Here is a 21,135-nt window from a genome sequence, read left to right on the forward strand (position 1 = left end):
AGACTAACCTTCATAATCATCATCAATTAAATCATCACCCATCAGCGCCCGTTCCGAAGACAAAGCGCGGGCAATGTTATCATCAATAACAGCAGGTTCAGACTCATCATAAAGATAAGTAGGCTCAAGATAATCACTAACATCACCGATAAAATCAGAATTACCAGCGCCCACCTCCGTATCTTCCCAATCTAGGTTAGCCTCATAAGCATTGAAACCAGTACCAGCAGGAATTAAACGACCGATAATGACGTTTTCTTTCAAACCTCGTAACCAGTCAGTTTTACCCTCAATGGCCGCCTCAGTTAGTACCCTTGTAGTTTCTTGGAAACTAGCCGCCGAGATGAAACTATCAGTATTCAAACTCGCTTTGGTAATACCCATTAACTTAGGAGTGTATTCGATGGGCGCCCCTCCCGTGATAGAAAGAGTCTCATTATCCTTAGCAATATCTCGTAACTCTACCAATTCACCCGGTAAACGAATACTATCACCACCATCATCAATGTGAACCTTAGAAGTCATTTGACGGACAATTACCTCAATATGTTTATCAGAAATATCAATGCCTTGAGACTGATAAACCCCTTGAATTTGATCCACAAGGAAACGTTGTGCTTTTTGGACAGCTTTCAGCGCCGCTTCATAAGCGCCCTCCGTCTCTTTATAGTAATCATAAAAGACTTCCAACAACTCGTGAGGACTGACCAAACCATCAGAAAGAGCATCACCTGTATCAACCCGTTGATCATCCCCGACAATGATGTTTTGAGTAGGACTTAAAGAATATTCAGAAATAGTGCCATCATCCTCAATCACTTTGACATCGATAGCCTCATCATCCTTATATTCCACCTGACAAACTCCGGGGCGACGTGCCAAAACGGACGGTTCTTTTGGTTTACGAGCTTCCAACAGTTCCTCAATTCTCGGTAAACCCTGTACAATATCCCCAGTTTTTGCCCGTTCAAAAACCAATAGTACAAGATTATCACCCCTTTGCACTAAGTCACCCTGTTGAATGTGTAAAATTGCCCCCGTAGATACTCGGTAGGGGCGCGCTTGGCGTAAAGTTAATTTACCTTTACCCTGTTTCATGATGTAAGCGGATTCGGGCGCTGGTAAACCCTCAGCGATTAACTCACCTTCGGTAATAAAATCACCCTCTTTCTTGAGTAATTTTTCCTTAGTTTCAATTTCCACCAAGTCATTTTCACGCACCACTAAAACCCGGCGAATGGCTTCCCCGTCTTCTCTGATACCTCGAATAATACCATTCTCTTGACAAAGAATTTGAGTAGTGGCTACCACAGCGCCCGGCACGATTTCCTGACCATCCGTTACTGTGATATTGGTAGTGATGTGAGATTCCGCATCTAATTCACGGCGCAACATCACCGACTCTAGTACCACAATTTGTAATCGGTAACAATCCTCATCTTTTTCGTCTGGAATTAACTCAATATCAGCACTCATGCCGTCACTGGTTTCCAGCACAAGCTGAGTAGTAACTAATTGTACTCCCTCAACACTTTTCACCCTTTCCCCATCCTTAAAGAAAGTACGCAACACAGGACGTAAATTAATTTTACCCCCAGCACTATTCAAAGACTCTTGGGAAGGAGACTCAATGGTGTTCACTACCTCATATTGTTTCATGGGGCGTAATAATAAACCGACACCTTCATTAGTATCCACAAACTCAGTGATACATTCATGTTGAGTCACAACTCCCGGCATAATTTCCGTACCCGGAGATAAAATTGTCCCATCCTCCAAGGTTGCCATGGCTTCGGGGTCTAAATCCAAGTATAATTGACCCGGTTTGATGATAATTTCTCGCAAAATATCATTTTTCTGGACAACTTCCACTACTCCACTGGATTGACAGAACATATCCTTAACTACTTCTGTACCACCTTCCACATATTGACCATCTTCCACTAATAATAAAGAAATATCCTTATTAATCTCGTGACTTTCTTCGGGAATCCAGATCAAAATTCCTTCTGTGGTAACTTCATAACCTTGCTTTTTATTACCGCGCCCAGTTTCCAAACCGGCATAACGCATAATCCCACCAGTTTCGGTGGTAAAACTATCGTCAATTAACTCCGCCACAATTTGATTATGTTGTACCTTCGTACCCGGAGACACTTTCAAGGCGAAACGTTCATCTCTGGGGGTATGGATAACGTACTGTTGCTGATTGCCGTGATGTTCTAGGAAAATATCAGCTTGATCTAAAGATACAGAAGCGGTAATAATTTCAATTTCTCGACTACCTTCTTCAAAACGGCACACACCACCGCTTTTAGTTTTGAGCTTGGTTTCCGCTAAAACTTCACCTTGTTTAATAGTGTCACCATTTTTAACCACTGGTTCAGCGTTGGGAGGCAAATTATAAACTTGTCCTGACAATACCCAAATCAAACCGTTACGAGAAGCGGTAATGGTGGTGTTGCCCTGTTTGTCGGTGGTGGAGAGAGGATCAACATCTTGGAATATTACTTCCCCAGCTAAATCGGAGGCAACGTCTTTGGTCACTCTTTCCGTTGATCTAGTTTTTTGGGGCATTACTTCGGCGAGTAAGTCTCCAACTTGTACTTGATCTCCTTCTCTAACAGCGAGTAAACTGTTAATTGGTACGGCAACTTTTTCTTTACCCACTAAAACATCACCGTTTACCTCTACTAATAGTTTTTGGTCTCCGTGACGAGTACGATTTTCTCTGACTTTTAATTTTTTATCAAATTTAATTTTTCCAGCCACAGGAGTAGTAATCCTTTGAGCAACTTCCCCTGTAAACACTCCTCCTGTGTGGAAAGTACGCATGGTTAACTGTGTACCCGGTTCACCGATGGACTGGGCGGCAATAATACCGATAGCTTCACCCATGTTGACCCATTCGCCGTGAGCCAATGACCAACCGTAACATTTTTGACACACGGAGCGCGCTGTTTCACAGGTTAAAGGTGATCTCACTTTAACTCGTTCCACAGTTTTACCAATTAATTTTGCTAAATCTGCGTCAATGGCTTGATTTCGTTCGCCAATTACTTCCCCTGTGATAGGATGCACTACATCATCAGCTAATACCCTTCCCAACAGGCGATCACCTAAAGGAATTAAAACCCGATCACCGTCTTTCATGGGTTCTACCCAAATGCCTTTATGAGTACCGCAATCCGTTTCTCTGATGATTACATCTTGGGATACATCTACTAAACGGCGGGTTAAATAACCAGAGTCAGCAGTTCTCAATGCCGTATCTACTAAACCCTTACGGGCGCCGTAGGAAGAAATAATGTATTCTGTAACGGTTAAACCTTCACGGAAGTTAGTTTTAATGGGTAAATCGATGATTTCTCCTTGAGGATCAGCCATCAAACCACGCATTCCCACCAACTGACGAACTTGGCTAATGTTACCCCTAGCGCCCGAAAACGCCATCATATAAACTGAGTTGAGGGGATCAAATTCTTTAAAGTTTCTGACTACTTCATCTTTAAGAGATTCTGAAGTATCATTCCATGTATCAATTACTTTTTGGAAACGTTCTACTTCGGTAATTTCCCCGTTAGCATAACGATTCATGGTAGTGCGGATGGTAGTTTCCGCTTCTGCTAACATTTCTTTTTTAATAGGTGGTACTTTCAAATCTTCCACACTAATGGAAACGGCGGCTTGAGTGGCATAATGAAAGCCCATGGTTTTGAGTTTATCACACACGGCAGCGCACCTCGCCGAACCGTATTGCGTAAAGGTTTTCGAGATGAGTTTTTTTAATGCTCCTTTGTCGATAATTTTGTTATAAAAAATAGCAGGGTTAGGGGTTTTTTCTTGCTGTTGAGACATAATTTGATAATTTTGTTGATGGGTTGATCAAAAAGTCCTTTCTTGAGAAGGGGGAGAAAGGGGAGAAAGGGGAGAAGAGGGCGAAAGGGGAGACAGGAGGATGATAATTCATAATTCATAATTCATAATTTACCATCCACTATCCACTACCCACTAATCTTTTTAATACTCGTCGTCGTCTTGACCTAAACTAGCTAGGTTTTCATAAGTCGGGCGTTTGGGCGCACGGGTGTGGGCGCTGTCCATTAAGTCGATTTCAATGTCTTCGTTATCTTCCATTACTTTATGGACAGAGACATCTAAACCGAGGGATTGTAGTTCTCTTAACAACACTTTGAAAGATTCTGGTGTACCCGGGTGAGGAATAGATTTTCCTTTGACGATGGCATTAAGAGCCTCATTTCTCCCTTGCATATCATCGGATTTAACCGTTAATAATTCCTGTAAGGTGTAGGCTGCGCCGTAGGCTTCTAATGCCCATACTTCCATTTCTCCAAATCTTTGTCCACCGTGTTGGGCTTTACCACCCAATGGTTGTTGTGTGACAAGGGAATAAGGACCGGTGGAGCGCGCGTGAATCTTATGTTGTACCAAGTGAACCAGTTTCAGCATATAGGCTTTTCCGATAGTTACAGGGTTATCAAAGGGTTCTCCCGATCGCCCGTCATACACTTGAATTTTACCCGGGTGATCTTCATTGAAGACCCATTCTTTACCCTTCTTCTTAGCGGCATCGCGGAGTAAACCGTTAACGGTATTACGAGATGCTTCTTCCCCATACATTTCATCAAAGGGAGTCATTTTAAACCGATAACCTAAATGCTCTCCAGCCCATCCTAACAGGCACTCAAAAACCTGACCCACGTTCATACGGGAAGGTACACCAAGGGGGTTAAGAACAATGTCCACGGGGCTACCATCGGGCAAATAGGGCATATCTTCACGGGGGAGGATACGAGAAACAATTCCTTTATTGCCGTGACGACCAGCCATTTTATCGCCCACTTGAATTTTTCTTTTTTCAGCGATATAAACCCTGACGATCATGTTGGTGTTCGGTGGTAATTCGTCCCCTTGCTCTCTGGTAAAGACGCGCACGTTAACCACTCGACCTCTTTCACCGTTAGGAAGTCTGAGGGAGTTATCACGAACATCTCTTGCTTTTTCACCGAAAATAGCGCGTAATAGTTTTTCTTCTGGGGGTTGATCTGACTCACCTTTAGGGGTAACTTTACCCACCAAAATATCACCAGCTTCTACCCAAGCGCCCACCCGAATAATCCCATTTTCATCGAGGTTAAGCAGGGCATCTTCTCCTACGTTGGGGATTTCTCTAGTTACTTCTTCTGGTCCTAATTTAGTTTGACGGGATTCAATGTCGTGTTTTTCAACGTGAATGGTGGTGTAAATATCATCTTGTACCAATCTTTCACTAATTAAGATGGCATCCTCGTAGTTATAGCCTTCCCAAGGCATATAAGCCACGGTGATATTTTGACCTAAAGCCAATTCGCCCCCTTCGGTGGCTGAACCATCCGCCAATACTTGACCGGGTACTACTTCCTCCCCTTCGTCCACTAACGGGCGCTGGTTTAAACAAGTATCTTGGTTCGATCTTTCGTATTTTTGCAAGTCATAAACGATTTCTAAACCCTTTTTGGTAACGAGCTTAATGGTTTTAGCGTCCACATAGGTAATTTTGCCGTAGTCCCGCGCCACAATTACCATGCCGGAGTCGCGTGCCGCTTGACCTTCTAATCCTGTACCCACCAACGGGCGCTCAGGACTTAATAAAGGCACTGCTTGGCGTTGCATATTTGACCCCATCAGCGCTCGGTTAGCGTCATCATGTTCTAAGAAGGGAATCATAGATGTAGCTACGGAAACGATTTGCACGGGGGAAACTGCCACATAGTCCACTTGATCGGGCGCTGTGGTAGAAAATTCCTGACGGTAACGAATGGGTACAATATCCCCTAAAATGTTGCCGTCTTCATCGGTGGATAAATCTCCGGGTGCTACTCTTTTATCATCTTCTTCGTCGGCGGTGAGGTATTCGGGCGCTAAATCCCAGCGCACTTTGCCGTTTTCGACTTTGTAATAAGGGGTTGCAATAAATCCATATTCGTTAACTCTGGCATAGGTTGCTAAAGAACCGATCAAACCAGCGTTAGGACCTTCGGGCGTTTCCACAGGACAAATGCGCCCGTAGTGGCTAGGGTGAATATCTCGTACAGCAAAACCAGCACGATCCCTACTTAACCCCCCCGGACCGAGGGCTGAAATACGACGTTTATGAGTCAACTCGGCTAAAGGATTGGTTTGATCCATAAATTGTGAAAGCTGAGAAGAACCAAAAAACTCTTTAATAGCTGCTGCCAAAGGTTTAGGGTTAACTAAAGCTGTGGGACTGAGGGTATTAGGATCGCCCACTGTCATTCTTTCTTTGATAATTCGTTCTAAGCGTGATAAGCCCACACGCATTTGATTTTGTAATAATTCTCCTACACTTCTCACCCGACGATTACCGAGGTGATCAATATCGTCCACATTACCGATGTCAAATTCGAGGTTAATCAAATAATCCACAGTGGAGAGAATATCGTCAACGGTTAAAACTCTGAGATTATCAGCTACCGTGAGACGTAGTTTTTTGTTCATTTTATAGCGCCCGACTTTACCTAAATCGTAGCGTTTAGGATCAAAGAAACGGGTTTCTAATAGGGCTTGACCACCGCTCACTGTGGGAGGTTCACCCGGTCTCAATTTACGATAAAGTTCCATCAAGGCTTCATCGGTGGTGGTATTACCTTCTTTTTCGATGGTTTTTTGATAGAAGTCAGCATGGCGGAAACGATCCATTATTTCTCTGTCAGTCAATCCCATGGCTTTTAATAACACATGGGCGGAAATTTTACGGGTTTTATCAATTCTTACCCATACTACGCCGTTTTTGTCGGTTTCAAATTTCAACCAAGCGCCTCGGTTGGGAATTACGGAAGCGGAGTAGGTTCTTTTACCGTTTTTATCCAATTCTGATTTGAAATAAACACCCGGAGAACGGACGATCTGGTTAACAATTACCCTTTCTGCACCGTTAATCAAAAATGTACCCCGGTCAGTCATGAGGGGAAGTTGACCGATGAAGACTTCTTGTTCTTTTATATCTCCCGTTTCTTTGTTCATTAAACGGGTGGGTACATAAATTTGGACTTCGTAACTGGCTTCTCTTTTTTTAGCTTCTTCGATGTCGTATTTTGGTTCTTTGAGACGATATTTTTCGCCGATAAACTGTAGTTCTAATTTTCCTGCATAATCGGTGATAGGGCTAAAACTGTTGAGTTCTTCAATAATGCCATGCTCTAAAAACCATTTATAGCTAGAGCGTTGAATTTCGATTAAATCGGGTAACAGTTCTTGGGTTCTCATAGGTCGGTTTTTGGTGTTTATTTCTGATTTTTTTGGGTATAAAAACAGCGTTTATCTATCATAACGCTTATTTTTCCCTTTTTTTGGTAATTTTTCGAGTTTGAGACTTGATTCGCCCTCACCCCAACCCCTCTCCCGCAGCAGGGCGTTTTCAAAGTCAGGATCAAAATTGATTTGTTTTTGACAAGAAGACAATATAAGGATGATCCCCCCCAACCCCCCTTAAAAAGGGGGGAGATTCAGGGAGACAGGAGGATTTTTTACTATTAATTGATTTATTGGTAGTTAAAAACCTCTGAATTTCAGATTATTGGCTAGTTTGAGAAACTAACATTTTTGAGAATGAAAACGCCCTGCTCCCGCAGGAGAGGGGAGTAAAGTTTTTAGGTTAGGTTAAATAAGGTTTCAGCGTTTTGGGTGGTATGTTGAGCGATAATGCTCAAGTCAATTCCTTTCAATTCCGCTAATCTCTCGGCGACATGATACACATAGGCTGGTTCATTCCTATCACCACGATGAGGACTGGGAGCAAGAAATGGACAGTCTGTCTCAATTAACAGACGGTCTAAGGGGGTGAGGAGGGCGCTGTTATGAACGGTTTTAGCGTTTTTGAATGTGACCACGCCACTAAAACTGATATACATTCCTAAGTCTAAAAACCATTGAGTTTCTTCTGGTGTGCCTGTCCAGCAGTGCATTACGCCTTTAATTTGTCCTTTGTTACTCAAAAATTCTGTTAGCAGGTCTCTAAAACTAGCGCCCGCCTCCCTACAGTGAATAATCACTGGTTTATTAAGCTGATACGCTATTTCTAGTTGTCGCCAACAGATTTCTTTTTGTTTTTCTTGCTCTTGATCTTTAAAAAAGTCCAAGCCCATCTCGCCAATAGCTACTACTTTGGGGTGAGATTGGGCAAAGTTAAGGATTTTTTGGGCGGTGATTTCTCCAGCCCATTTTTGGTGATCAAGGGGGTGTAAGCCTACGGAACAATATAGTTCGGGATAGGCTTGGGCAAGGGCGCTGATGGTTTCAAATTCGTCGGGATGTACACAGGAATGAACTAATTTACTTACTCCTTGTTGGCGCCAGCGCCCGACTACCTGCTCTAAATCTTCTTTGAATCTATCAAAGTTGATATGGACATGGGTATCAATTAGTTGCATACAATTAACTATTCTGTCCTCATTGGCTGATTTTTATTACCATCATAACTTCTGGACTTTTTGCTCAATTTTTTGTTTTTCCAGTCGTAACGGGTTAAATGCCTTTAGGTCGTAATTAAGTTAGGTCGTAATCAAGGGTTTATAACCGTATTTTTTATGCTGATTGAGATTCAGCAGTTTTTAATGCTCTTGCTAATCTAGCTTTTTTTCTGGCACCGTTATTTTTGTGTAATATTCCTTTTTTAACAGCTTTGTCAATTTTGCTGTATGCTGAAGCCATGGATGTTTTTACCACTTGCTTTTGTTCTTCACTGGGAGTAGAGACATAAACTTCTACGGCTTGAAAGTATTTTTTCATTAGGGTTCTAACCGCAGATTTGTAAGACTTATTCCGTAAGCGATTGCGTTCGTTAATTTGGATTCTTTTTGATGCTGATTTGGAGTTAGCCACGATTTTATTCTAAATAATAATAATTTACTGTAAATATTTTAGTTAGGATTTCCCTATATAGTCAAGTTATCTATCTTAGCCTTACTTGCTACTTCTTGACAAGGACATTTTTTCATTGCCACAACTGGCTCGGTATTGGTATATTAATAGTTATTGAGAAAATTTATTATTTTAGTCTCTAAAGATTATTATTAGTTGTATGGCAGTATCGACAATCTTAAAGGTTAGTGGCGTTACCAAAAGTTTTTCCCCTCATCAAGCCCCTGCGGTGAATAATGTTAGTTTTAGTTTACGAGAGGGAGAATTATTAGGTTTACTAGGTCCTTCGGGTTGTGGGAAAACTACTTTATTAAGAATGATTGCTGGTTTTGATAAGCCTAACGAGGGAGAAATTGAGTTAGGTGGTGAAATGGTGACGGGCGCTGGTTGTTGGGTTGTGCCTGAGAAGAGGGGCGCTGGTATGGTATTTCAAGATTATGCTTTGTTTCCTCATTTAACGGTAGAGGAAAATATTGCTTTTGGGTTAAAAACGAAAAAACCGCGCCCCAGCGCCCTCCAAATTAAGCAAAGAGTCAAAGAAATTTTGCATTTAGTGGGCTTAGAAGGTTTTGCCAAACGTTATCCCCATGAATTATCGGGGGGGCAACAACAACGTATCGCTTTAGCTAGGGCTTTAGCGCCCCAACCCAAGTTAATATTATTGGATGAGCCTTTAAGTAATTTGGATGTGCAAGTGAGAGAAAGACTGCGCCACGAAATCAGAAATATACTCAAAAGCACTAATACTTCAGGGATTTTTGTCACCCATGATCAACAAGAAGCCATGGCTATTGCTGATACTATTGGGGTAATGCAGAAAGGGGTATTAGAACAAATTGATTCTCCAGAAAGTCTCTACACTCAACCCCTATCAAGGTTTGTAGCGGAATTTGTTACTAATGGTAATTTTTTAGAAGCTGTCAAAGAAGGTGATATTTGGCGCACGGAGGTGGGCGCTTGGCAGTTGGAAACACCTTTTCAAGGTTCAGAGGCTGAAATTATGTTTCGTCAAGAGGATATTTTGTTATATCCTGATGATAATAGTTCTACTACTATTCAAGAAAGAGAGTTTTTAGGGCGTGAGTATCGTTATTGTTTAGAAACCTCTTCAGGTAAAAGGTTACACGCGCTAACTCCCATGACTACTCAGTTACCTGTCGGCACTAAGGTAAGTTTGCAGATTAATTCTCAAACTGCCCAATTTTTTCCGAAAGAAAATTAATTTATAATGCTTTGCCCTCACCCCCAACCCCTCTCCCACGGGAGCAGGGCGTTTTCAAAGTCGGCATCAAAATTGATTTGTTTAGCAGGGGAAGCAGAGGAAGCAAGGGAGAAAGGGAGATTTTTTACTATTAAGTGATTTATTAGTAGTTAAAAACCTTTGAATTTCAGACTATTAGCTAGTTTGAGAAACTGAGATTTTGAGAATGAAAACGCCCTGCCGTGGGAGAGGGGAGTAATATTTGATAATTAGGGTTTGATGAATAAATCAAAACCCTTGTCTAACAAAGGTTGTAAGCATAATAAAACTCAAAAAAGTGCCAAAAATAGTCTTTTTTTGCCAAAAAATCTGTATTTCTGATCCCCTAATCAAAAATTATTGATATAAATGAGCAATTTATGAAAAATAAATATTTGGCTAAAGTCTTTAATTTACAAGCATTTCACCTGAAACCTGACACCCGAAACCTGACACCTCCCCCTCACCACTCCACTTTTTCAGCAGCCCCTTATTATCGATTTTTTGCCAACCTCTAGTGTTATTCCAAATTTTCTAATTTGATGCGAGGATCAACAATACTTAGTAGTATATCAGCGATTAAATTACCGATAATTAACATCCCAGCGCCCATCATCAAACTAGCCATAACTAGGTATAAATCTTGAGCTTGAACTGCTTGTAAAATCAAACGACCTAAACCGGGCCAATTAAAGAAAAATTCAGCAATAAAAGCACCACTTAATAAACTAGCAAATTCAAAACCTAATAGGGTAATTAAAGGGTTAATGGCATTGCGTAAAGCGTGAACATATAACACTCGATTTTCTGGTAATCCTTTCGCCCTTGCGGTTTGAATATAATCTTGTTTTAATACGTCTAATAATTGCCCTCTAGTTAATCTTTGTAATCCGGCAAAACTGGTAATACTTAGAGCGATGGTCGGTAAAATCATGTGCCAAATAATATCAATTATTTTACCGAAAAAAGAGAATTGATTATGATTAACACTGGTCATGCCACCCACGGGAAATAAAGGGGATAAATTTTGAGCAATGACTAATAAAATTAAAGCTGTAATAAAGCTCGGAAATCCTTGACCAAAATAACTAACGACTCGCAAAAAACGGTCTAAATTGGTGTTTTGGTGGAGGGCGCTGAGAATGCCTAAAGGCAAGGCAATCGCCCAAGTAAGGATAATGGAAGTAATTGCCAGAAGCAAAGTGGCGGGGATTCTCTCTAAAATTAGACTAGAAACTGAACGAGAATAAACAAAACTTTGACCAAAATCGAAGCGAGTTATTACTTGTCTAAACCATAACCAATACTGTTCTAAAAGAGGTTTATCTAAGCCAAAACGTCTAGTTAAATCTTCGATAGTTTCAGGAGAAATAGTAGGATTTTGACGTAAGGTATCGAGATAATCTCCGGGGGCTAATTGAATGATAAAAAAACTTAAAATTGAAGCTAAAAATAGGGTTAAAATACCTTGAGATACCCTTTTAATTAAATAGATTGAGCGTTCACTGAAAAATAGATTTTGTAAACTATTTAATACTGCTAATGGTTGAATAACTTTTCTCCTCATTTTTTTTAGCAAAAATTAATTAACTCTATCAACATTTCCAGCTTTAACCCAGCCTTCTTGAGTGCCTCCAGCAATTTTAACTTTTTGCCACGCACCGTCAGAACTAGAACCAAGAATAATCAGCTCAGAATTGTAGCCCACACCGCCCACTCGTTCGGCATCTGCGGAGGGGTTTGACCTCAAACTTAAACCAGTTGACCAAGTAACTCGCGCCCGATAAGCGCCCTCCGGCAGTTTTTCTTCTTCGGCTTCGGGTTCAGGCTCAGGCTTTGGTTCAGGCTTTGGTTCAGGTTCGGGTGCTTCGGCGACGGGCGCTTCTTCTGGGGTGGAGGGCGCTGGGGTTTCTTCCACGGTAGTATTTTCGGGAAATGTCGGATTAACAGGTTCTGAGTCCATTCTAGTCAAAAAATAATATGCTCCACCGGCAATTCCTGTACCAAATAGAATGATACCGACCACAAATCCAACGATAAATTGAATAAAGCCGGAAATTTTCATAACACTTAAATTGATTGGCTAAATTTTTGAACTTAATTATAGCACTGACTTTCTAGTTTCAGTCAATGAATTAAAAGGGCAAGGGGCAAGGGGCAAAGGGCAACGGTAAATTTCAAGATAGCTTTCACTACCTTATTTCTTTGCTTACGTCTTAAAAGACAGGGTTTTCAACCCTTCATAATTCATAATTCATAATTCATAATTCTTCCTCCCCTACGCCTTTTCTCCTCACATCATAGAAAGCTACTCTTGACAAGGGGGATATTCTAAAGAAAGTTGACCCAAATAACCCTTGCGGAAGTCTTGTAACAGTTGCCTAGCGCCCCTCTCCCTATCCCCTTGATAACGCATGACACCTAATTCATTCATAAACTCTTCCCCCGTCATATCCAAGGCATCTAAACCATAACGAGCCGACAAAGCGCCCTCCAAACCTAGATTAACCAATAAATCTACAAAGGCTTCCGCTACTTCTTGATTATTGTAGGCAGCATCGCCAATATCTTCACAAACAGCCAATTTGAGAGCATCCGCCTGATTTTCTAACTTGAGGGGAATTACTCCCGGTGCATCTAATAATTCAATATCATCAGAAATTCTCACCCATTGTAACTGACGAGTTACCCCTGCTTTACGGGCGCTTTTGACAATTTTACGATTTAATAAGCGGTTGATGAGCGCTGATTTGCCCACATTAGGAAAACCAATCACCACAGCGCGCACCGGGCGAGGCAACATACCCCGATTATGGCGCTTTTCATTCACCGCCACCCCACAAGACTGTGCCGCTTTACTAATAGTTTTCACCCCTTGCCCATCTTTAGCGTTAGCAAAAAATGGCGTTTCACTCTGGGAAACAAACCAATTTTGCCAGAGTTTCTTTAAATCAGGGGTAATCATGTCCACCCGATTGAGAATTAATAAACGAGGTTTTTCGCCAATCCATTCCTTAACTTGGGGATGATGAGAGGCAAGGGGAATACGAGCATCCCTCACTTCTAAGACAACATCAACTCGTTTTAACTGTTCTTTTAGCTGTTTTTCTGCTTTGCTGATGTGTCCGGGATACCATTGAATTAATGCCATGAAATTATTATTAACCTTAAACAATTAATATAGCAATTTCTGAGAAAGTCTGTCAAAGTAACGAATTGTTAATGATTACTTTCTAATGAGTAACAATTTAATGGAAGATAAAATATAATGGGGTTGCAATCCAAATATTCTTGATAATCGAAATAATGAATATTTTTAATAATTCATTTAGTTTGCAAAGTAAAAAATGGAAAATATTACCTTTTATTCTAAGTGGTATAATTTTATTTACCGTCAATTCTCATCTAAATTTTAATTATTTCACTAGAGGCTATTTAACGATATTGGAAATACAAATTTTAGCTTTATTATTTTATTTTTTTATCGCTAAATCTAAACGAAAATTACCAATCAATAATAAATAAACTTTGATTAATTTGAGGCTGGAAGCCAGAAATAAGTTGAAAAAAAGTTATTTTTTTGGAGATGTTCAATTAATGTAATATAGGAAAAATATTGAGATTATGAAAAATAGAGGAATTGCTATTGTATTAGTTTTTTTCTTGGGAGGATTTGGGGTTCACAAATTCTACTTAGGCAATAATTTTGCTGGAGTTTTATATCTGGTTTTCTTTTGGACTTTTATTCCTAGTATTTTGGCTATTTTTGATTTTTTCGGTTTACTTCTGATGTCAGCTCAGGCTTTTAATGCTCAATATAATTTTATTTCTGGTTCATCTCCATCTCAGTTTACATTTGAATCAACTAAAGATAAAGTAGCAACTTTAAATGAATTGAAAAAACTCTATGATAACGGCATAATTACGGCAGAAGAATACGAAGAAAAGCGCCGAAAATTTTTAGATTCTATCTAAGTAAACTAACTATATTAAATCGTGTCTAATAATTCTAATTGGTTTGAAAAAACACCGCAATGGATATGGGGTGCATTTGTTCCTATGTTTGGGGGTGCATCGTTGATTTTTGCAGGTTGGAAAGCTAAAACTAATTCTTGGATGGCTATGGGAGGAGGATTGATTGTTGGTAGTCTTTTTATGTCCTCAATTTTCCCACCTTTAATGTATTTGATCTGGGGCGGACAAGTATTTTTAGCTTTTAAATTTAAACAAGATTATTTAATTAAAACTGTGCCAAAAGGTACGAAGATACCTTCGTCAAAAATTGCTCAATTATTAGCAGAAAAGCGAGGACAAGTTGATATAAATAATTGCTCTAAAGACGATATTGTTTATCAGTTAGGTTTACCGATTATTTACGCTAATGATTTGGAAATATTGAGACGAGAGGGTTATTTTTTCACTGATATTGATGAGTTAGCGGAAGTGGCTGGAATACCTGAGCATCTCTTACAAAGAATTGAACCTTTAATTGTTTTTCGCTATGATTTAAGGAAAGAAACTGATATTTCTTGGCGAAGATTAAATAGCTATTCTGTAGAAGAATTAGTTAATCATGGTATTGATTTTGAAAGTGCAAAAAAAATTGTTTCAGAAAGAACTAAAAATGGACAATTTAATTCTTTAGTGGATGTTTTAAAAAGAACTAAAATACCAATCAATGTATATCGGCATTTAGCCTAAACATTAAAAGGATAATTGACAATTATCCATTTTCTATTTTAACCATCCCTCTAGTCTTTGTTGTTGGAGGGCGCTCATTTTTGGGATAGTTTTGAGCTTATAAGCTGATGGCTGTGGTGTTGCTAATTTTATTTTTGTAGTTAATAACTCATCTTCATGAAAAACAGTTAATTCGATGGTGTCTTCGGGTTGATAATCCTGTAATCTTTCCATTAAATTTTCTCCTGTCACCCGAAAACCATCCACCGCTAATAATTCATCTCCAGCTTGTAATCCAGCAATCCCAGCCGGAGAGGTGGCATCAACGAATGTAATTTTTTCCGTTGTGCCTTCCCTTTGCACAATAATGCCTAAGGTGGGGGGCGCTTTTTTCTCAATTTTTTCCTCAATCATCAACCCAAAAGGTTCTAAATACTCATCGAAAGGTAGTTCTTCTGTACCATCTAAATATAATTCCCAAAATTTACTTAAATCTTCTTGGGCAAAGTCTTCGATAACGTTCTTTAATTCATTCTCGGTATAGCCGACTTCTGGTTTGCCAAATTGTTGCCACATTTGACCCATTACATTATCAAAAGAATGTTTATTTTCACTATTTTTTCTAATTAATAAATCTAGTAAAAAACAAATAAATTGACCTTTTAAGTAATAAGAAATCTGATTGTTATTGCTGTAGGGAGTGCGCCTGTATAATTTAATCCAAGCGTCAAAACTTGACTCTCGTAAGGGTTGAACTTTTCTGCCCGGCGTGTTTAAGTATTGAGTAATATCTTTGTTTAACAGAGAAAATAATGTCAAACGGTCATAAATTTTGGCACGGTAGGGGATAAAAATATCATAAAAACTCGTAGCGCCCTCACAAAACCACAGAGAAGAAGTATAATTTTCTTGGTCATAATCAAAAGTTTCTAATGCTTTAGGACGAATCCTTTTTACATTCCAAAGATGGAAAAATTCGTGCGCTACTAATTGAATAAAACGGTCATATTTTTCTTTTTTTTGAAATCCAAAACGAGGATAGTTTAACACACAACAATCTTTATGCTCTAAACCACCAAAACCACTACCTGATAAATGTAAAAGAAAGAAATAGTTATCGTAAGGTAATTCTCCGAAAATTTTTGTTTCTATTTCAATGATTTTTTTAGTATCTTTAATAATTTTATTTGTATCGATATTACCCTTACCCCATGTTACCCACTGATGAGGTTTATTTAATACTTGAAAATACTCTATTTTTTGCTCTCCAATTTCAAAAGGGCTATCCACTAATTGATCAAAATCATCAGCAATAAAAGTATGTTCATCTACTGATTTCAAAGCAGTGGTGATGTGCCAAGGGAGGGGCGCTGTGTCAATACTTACTTGATATTGTATATCTTCATATTCAGGAATGTAAAAGAATAATCCCGCACCGTTAAAATAGCCATGAGTAGCATCAAGGTGATTTGTTCTTACTGTTAATTCATTGGCATAAATTTTATATTGAACAGTTATTTTATTTTCGCTTTTAGTTTCAATTTGCCAGTAATTTTTAGCATTTTTTCGCCATGTTAATAAAGTTTGTTGATCACTTTTGGTCGCAGTAAAATCTTGTAAATGTTGGCTATATTCTCTCACTAAATAAGAGCCGGGTGTCCACACTGGCATTTTTAAATCTAAGTTTTCTTTTTGCCAATTATCGATTGTTAACGTGATGTCAAAAAGATGTAATTGAGGATTTTTGATTTTAATGTGATAGTGAATATTTGGTTTTATTGGTGTCATCTGATTTTATTTTTTAATACCTGATTGAAAATAGCCAATAGGGAGAGGAAAGCAATATTTTATAATAATTGATGTATTAGTAGTTAAAAACTTCTAAATTTTAAACTATTAGCTAGTTTGAGAAATTGACCTTTTTGAGATTAAAGACGTTGAGCGATGCGTAACTTAGCCGAACGAGAGCGCCCGTTGTCCCCTTTTTCAGCCTCAGATGGTATGATAGGCTTTTTGGTAATCACTTTTAGTAAAGGATGATCTCGAAATTGATGTTTAATCAAACGATCTTCCAAACTATGAAAACTAATCATAGCAATAACTCCCCCTGATTTTAGCCAATGGGGCGCAATATCTAAAAATTTACGCAAAGAATCTAACTCTTGATTAACCGCAATACGCAAAGCCTGAAATGTACGGGTAGCTGGGTGAATGCGCCCATAGCGCCCCTTAGGAGGATAACAGAGGCTTACTAAGTCCGCCAGTTGAGTTGTAGTATGCAGAGGTCTTTTTTCCACGATTTTACGGGCAATACGGCGAGATAATCTTTCTTCACCATAGTTATAGATCACATCCGCGATGTCCTTTTCCTGCCAATGATTGATAATATCCTTAGCACTGAGGGGTTGAGTTTGATCCATGCGCATATCCAAATCCCCCTCATGACGGAAGCTAAAACCCCTTTCGGCTTGGTCTAATTGTGGTGAACTCACCCCCAAATCAGCGATAATACCATTAAATTGTTGTTCTTGTGGCAAAAACTCCGCAAAATTACCATGCCAAAAAGTCAGACGTTTTAGATATGATGGTGGTAATAATTGTTGGGTAGCTAAAAAAGCCTCGGCATCTCGGTCAATCACCGTCATGGTAATGCTATCATAGTGGTCGAGAATTAATTTAGTGTGTCCGCCCCTGCCGAGGGTAGCATCGAGATAGTGTCCTCCTTCTGTGAGGTGAAGGGCGCTAATTAATTCAGATGCTAAAACGGAAATATGAGCGGAATTTTCGTCAGTTTTCATTGTTTAGGGGTCATTTCCTACTATTAAATTTTAGCCAGCAATGGTTAATGTACAAATCTTTTCATAACTTTTACCATGAAACAAGCTAACTCCATCTCTATTTTAATATTGTTAGGGGCGTTCTTGCTCATCACCGGTTGCAATGCTATTCCCGAAAATTCTGTTATCACCCCTGAAAATGAAACCACGGCGGAGGGCGCTGATACTGCAGAAGAAATACCTACACGTTACATTCCAGCCGAAAATGAACCAGTAACCAATTTTGGAGAAGGTCCAACAGCGATAATGAAAGAGCAGACGGGCGCTGATGATATATATAGAGATGTTTATGAATATGATCTTAATACCTCAAAAGTAAACAATCCCGACCTTGGTACGGGGTTGGGCGCTATGTTTGGCACAGAACAAAAAGCCACCCCCTCCGATTATCGTCGTTTACAACAGAAGTTGGTAGGAACTTTAGCCGAAGACATCCAAGCTCAACAATCGCCATCATCTCCTAATAATCAAAATAGTAATTTTGATCCTACCAATTCTGTAGCAACTCCAGCGCCCTCCCCCGTACAAAACAGTTGGTTTTTATTTTACGGTAAAGCTCAACAAACCGCAAATCCCGGTGACTTAATTGGTAATACGGATATAGTCAGAGAACAACTAGAATTAGAAAGACAAGTGAGAGAAAGAGTAAACCAGCGCACTTCCCCCTCTCGTTAAAAAAAAGGTTTTTGTCATAGATATTTATCCAAAACAGCCTCTTGTTTCTTCAAAAAATCTGTATTTCTGGTATCCGAATCAAAAATAAGTGAGACAAAATATCAACTCACAGAAAATGATGATTATGCCAAAGTAGTTGATCTATAAAGATTTTGACCTTTTCCCCTCACCATTTAATGATAAACTTGACCATCTGGCATGATGGCACTGCTAAAATTAACCGAAAGAGTATTCGCACTACTCAAATCAGCGCCAATCAAGTTAGCATTGGTCATGTCAGCTGAACTTAAATTAGTACGAGCAAAAAACACTTCCATCAAAGAAGCATTGCGCAAAATCGCTCCATAAAGATTAGAGCGACTAAAATCAGCACGATTCATCCGAGCAAAACTCATGTTAGCCTGTACCAAATTACAACGAATAAACTTAGCTTCAGGCATAGCAGCACTTTCCATATTAACCATTGCCAACTCAGCATCAGTCATATTAACTCGCTCCATTTTCACATTAGCCAAGTTAGCACCAATAAACTTAGTACCGACACAAATAGCATCCGTTAAAAAAGCACCATTGAGATTAGCCTCCGTTAAATCAGCACCTGTCAAATCAGCGCCCCTCAAATTGACATCACGCAAATTAGTACCAATTAAACTAGCACCCTTCAACTCAGCGCCTTTCAAATCAGAGCCTTGTAAATCTGCCTTATCAAGATTTGCCCCTTTGAGATTAACTCCTCTAGTCCTTTTTTCTTGACGTAAATTAGCACTGCGCAAACAAGCACCCTTCAAATTAGCATTATTCATATCTGCATTGCGAAAATCCGCTTCAATCAAATTAGCATCAAGAAAATTAGCTAAAGTTAAATGACTTTCCTTAAAATCGGCTTTCTGCAAAATAGCGCCATGAAACTCCGCACGATGAAGATTAGCACCCAAAAAACTGGCTTGATTAAGATTTGATCCTGAAAAATTCGCCTCCACCAGATTAGCGCCCGTAAAATCAGCCCGACTGAGATAAGCAAACAAAAGATTCGATTTCTGTAAATTAGCCTTAGCTAAATTGATGCCAATTAAATCAGCATGACTCAAATCAATTCCTGCTAACATTGCTCCGATAAATTGAGTTTCTCCCGAAGTAAAACGCTGAATAAATTCGTTAATTTCCATTTTTTTAATACCTAATTTTCTGATAATTAATTTGCTTAAAACAAGACCTTAAAACCCTTGTAATAAAGTATCGTTCACATAATCAATCAAATAATACAAAATGCTACTTCCCTCTCCTGTGGGAGCAGGGCGTTTTCATTCTCAAAAATGTTAGTTTCTCAAACTAGCCAATAATCTGAAATTCAGAGGTTTTTAACTACTAATAAATCAATTAATAGTAAAAAATCCTCCTGTCTCCCTGTCAACCTGTCTTCTTGTCAAAAACAAATCAATTTTGATCCTGACTTTGAAAACACCCTGCTGTGGGAGAGGGGTTGGGGGTGAGGGCTTTTAAGAGAGATCAAACTCTCTATTTTTTCTTATAAAAATGCTTAATAGCCTCAATTAAAGCCGTAAAAGTCTGTTTATTTTCTTCTAATTCCAAGCCCTCAATGGGTGAATTAGCCACATACTCTAACTTGTTAGTGATAGTCTTTATATCCTTATCATGATGCTCAAACATTCTAATTAGTAAATCATCTAAGTTACAAGTCCTTACAATTGACCAATGTTGCTCCACTGTTTCAATTTGATAAGTAGCATAAAATAGCAGAATTTTCGCCCTTAAAGGATTTGTATATTGCATAATTTCCTGTTTTAACTCAAATAAATTCTCTACTTTTAACCAAGGAATAACTTGTCCTTCTGGTACACAACTAGGCTCAACTTCTTGCTCAGAAAGAGGCTCAATGGTTTTAGTTTCGGGGGGAGATGCTACTTCAATTTTTTGCACAACATCAATTTCCAGCCCTTGAGTGTTAATTTTTGCCTTAATTAATTGGGTATCTTCTTCTACTTCCGATGAATTCGTATCTTTATCAACTTCCACTGCTTCATAACGATACAAAGTTCCCAATTCGTCAACAATGGTATCGGCAATAAAGGAGTAAAAATTTTGACGATTGATGCTGGAAACTACATTTTCTAAAGCTCTTTTTAATCTTTTACTACTAGGATATAACTCTTTTATTTCCATGATTAACTCTCGTAAATCATACATTTCAATGACATTAATATCATTTTCCCAGTATTGCTTACACACCGCAAAAATTAATTTTTTCATGCGAGGAGATTCCGCATGATGTTGAATATTGTCGCTAATGTGGAGGATTACCTCATTTTCCGATTCTTCTTCAGCGCCCGTATAATCATCCTCAAAGGAGTTACTTTGATATAATTCCGACATACGCTGTAAGACATATTTGGCAATTTTGTTATAAACTTCCTTGCGATTAAGAGTATCAACAGCATGATAAAGTAAGGCTTTTAAATCTTCAACGGTAGGATTATTTTGATATAAACTTTCCAAAAGACCTTGGAAGGAATAACTATTAACTACACTAAAATCAGCTTCCCAATATCTCTGACTGACATAGAAAACTAGCTTTTTTGCCCTTTTCGCTTCTTTGGAATGGCTTAATTCTTGGGCAATACTCTCAATTACGTCTGACGATACGATCATAGATTTTCGTCGGGGATAATCAGTTCCTTATTTTTGTAATTATAACGAATTAATCATAACATAATACACCTTTTTTCAAGTTTCAGAAGATAATTA

The 21,135-nt window shown here is 39.0% G+C and carries 15 protein-coding genes; 4 read left to right on the forward strand and 11 right to left on the reverse strand.

All coding sequences use genetic code 11. The features are described 5' to 3' along the window. Positions 1 to 3: 3 nt before the first annotated feature. The 4 genes from IGQ45_01000 to IGQ45_01015 form a co-directional block, all read right to left on the reverse strand. Positions 4 to 3,858 carry a DNA-directed RNA polymerase subunit beta' gene (locus tag IGQ45_01000; GenBank protein MBF2055803.1) on the reverse strand — a complete coding sequence of 1,285 codons (3,855 nt, stop codon included), beginning with the start codon at positions 3,856 to 3,858 and terminating at the stop codon, positions 4 to 6. Positions 3,859 to 4,020: 162 nt separating this feature from the next. Then, positions 4,021 to 7,287 carry a DNA-directed RNA polymerase subunit beta gene (rpoB, locus tag IGQ45_01005; protein ID MBF2055804.1) on the reverse strand — a complete coding sequence of 1,089 codons (3,267 nt, stop codon included), beginning with the start codon at positions 7,285 to 7,287 and terminating at the stop codon, positions 4,021 to 4,023. A 383-nt stretch (positions 7,288 to 7,670) separates the two neighbouring features. Next, positions 7,671 to 8,450, reverse strand: coding sequence for a TatD family hydrolase (locus tag IGQ45_01010; GenBank protein MBF2055805.1), 780 nt, complete (start codon positions 8,448 to 8,450; stop codon positions 7,671 to 7,673). 154 nt (positions 8,451 to 8,604) lie between these two features. Continuing rightward, entirely contained in the window at positions 8,605 to 8,901 is a 297-nt protein-coding gene (locus IGQ45_01015; protein ID MBF2055806.1) for a 30S ribosomal protein S20, read from the reverse strand. A gap of 199 nt (positions 8,902 to 9,100) precedes the next feature. Here IGQ45_01015 and IGQ45_01020 point away from each other — a divergent pair, with 199 nt between their 5' ends. Next, the gene (locus tag IGQ45_01020) at positions 9,101 to 10,162 is read left to right on the forward strand and encodes an ABC transporter ATP-binding protein (GenBank protein MBF2055807.1); all 1,062 of its coding nucleotides are present in this window, start codon (positions 9,101 to 9,103) and stop codon (positions 10,160 to 10,162) included. 538 nt (positions 10,163 to 10,700) lie between these two features. On the opposite strand, the gene IGQ45_01025 is transcribed toward IGQ45_01020, so the two are convergent. The 3 genes from IGQ45_01025 to ylqF all read right to left on the reverse strand — a co-directional run bounded on the left by IGQ45_01025 (position 10,701) and on the right by ylqF (position 13,331). After that, the gene (locus IGQ45_01025) at positions 10,701 to 11,747 is read right to left on the reverse strand and encodes an ABC transporter permease (protein MBF2055808.1); all 1,047 of its coding nucleotides are present in this window, start codon (positions 11,745 to 11,747) and stop codon (positions 10,701 to 10,703) included. 15 nt (positions 11,748 to 11,762) lie between these two features. Further along, entirely contained in the window at positions 11,763 to 12,245 is a 483-nt protein-coding gene (locus tag IGQ45_01030; protein MBF2055809.1) for an SH3 domain-containing protein, read from the reverse strand. A gap of 243 nt (positions 12,246 to 12,488) precedes the next feature. Next, the gene (ylqF, locus tag IGQ45_01035) at positions 12,489 to 13,331 is read right to left on the reverse strand and encodes a ribosome biogenesis GTPase YlqF (GenBank protein MBF2055810.1); all 843 of its coding nucleotides are present in this window, start codon (positions 13,329 to 13,331) and stop codon (positions 12,489 to 12,491) included. Between the two features lie 473 nt (positions 13,332 to 13,804). Here ylqF and IGQ45_01040 point away from each other — a divergent pair, with 473 nt between their 5' ends. Next, positions 13,805 to 14,155, forward strand: a complete 351-nt coding sequence (locus IGQ45_01040; GenBank protein MBF2055811.1) for an NINE protein — start codon at positions 13,805 to 13,807, stop codon at positions 14,153 to 14,155. Between the two features lie 21 nt (positions 14,156 to 14,176). Then, positions 14,177 to 14,881: a helix-hairpin-helix domain-containing protein gene (locus IGQ45_01045; GenBank protein ID MBF2055812.1), complete on the forward strand. Its 705-nt coding sequence runs from the start codon at positions 14,177 to 14,179 to the stop codon at positions 14,879 to 14,881. A 33-nt stretch (positions 14,882 to 14,914) separates the two neighbouring features. On the opposite strand, the gene IGQ45_01050 is transcribed toward IGQ45_01045, so the two are convergent. Further along, positions 14,915 to 16,648 carry a M61 family metallopeptidase gene (locus IGQ45_01050; GenBank protein ID MBF2055813.1) on the reverse strand — a complete coding sequence of 578 codons (1,734 nt, stop codon included), beginning with the start codon at positions 16,646 to 16,648 and terminating at the stop codon, positions 14,915 to 14,917. Between the two features lie 140 nt (positions 16,649 to 16,788). After that, positions 16,789 to 17,658: a 16S rRNA (cytosine(1402)-N(4))-methyltransferase RsmH gene (rsmH, locus tag IGQ45_01055; GenBank protein MBF2055814.1), complete on the reverse strand. Its 870-nt coding sequence runs from the start codon at positions 17,656 to 17,658 to the stop codon at positions 16,789 to 16,791. Between the two features lie 75 nt (positions 17,659 to 17,733). Between rsmH and IGQ45_01060 the strand changes: the two genes are divergently transcribed. Next, the gene (locus tag IGQ45_01060) at positions 17,734 to 18,372 is read left to right on the forward strand and encodes a hypothetical protein (protein ID MBF2055815.1); all 639 of its coding nucleotides are present in this window, start codon (positions 17,734 to 17,736) and stop codon (positions 18,370 to 18,372) included. Between the two features lie 173 nt (positions 18,373 to 18,545). Here IGQ45_01060 and IGQ45_01065 read toward each other — a convergent pair whose 3' ends face one another. Next, positions 18,546 to 19,538 carry a pentapeptide repeat-containing protein gene (locus tag IGQ45_01065; protein ID MBF2055816.1) on the reverse strand — a complete coding sequence of 331 codons (993 nt, stop codon included), beginning with the start codon at positions 19,536 to 19,538 and terminating at the stop codon, positions 18,546 to 18,548. A gap of 349 nt (positions 19,539 to 19,887) precedes the next feature. Beyond that, the gene (locus IGQ45_01070) at positions 19,888 to 21,039 is read right to left on the reverse strand and encodes a hypothetical protein (GenBank protein ID MBF2055817.1); all 1,152 of its coding nucleotides are present in this window, start codon (positions 21,037 to 21,039) and stop codon (positions 19,888 to 19,890) included. Between the last annotated feature and the right edge of the window lie 96 nt (positions 21,040 to 21,135).

Source organism: Cyanobacterium sp. T60_A2020_053, assembly GCA_015272165.1.
Lineage (GTDB): Bacteria > Cyanobacteriota > Cyanobacteriia > Cyanobacteriales > Cyanobacteriaceae > Cyanobacterium.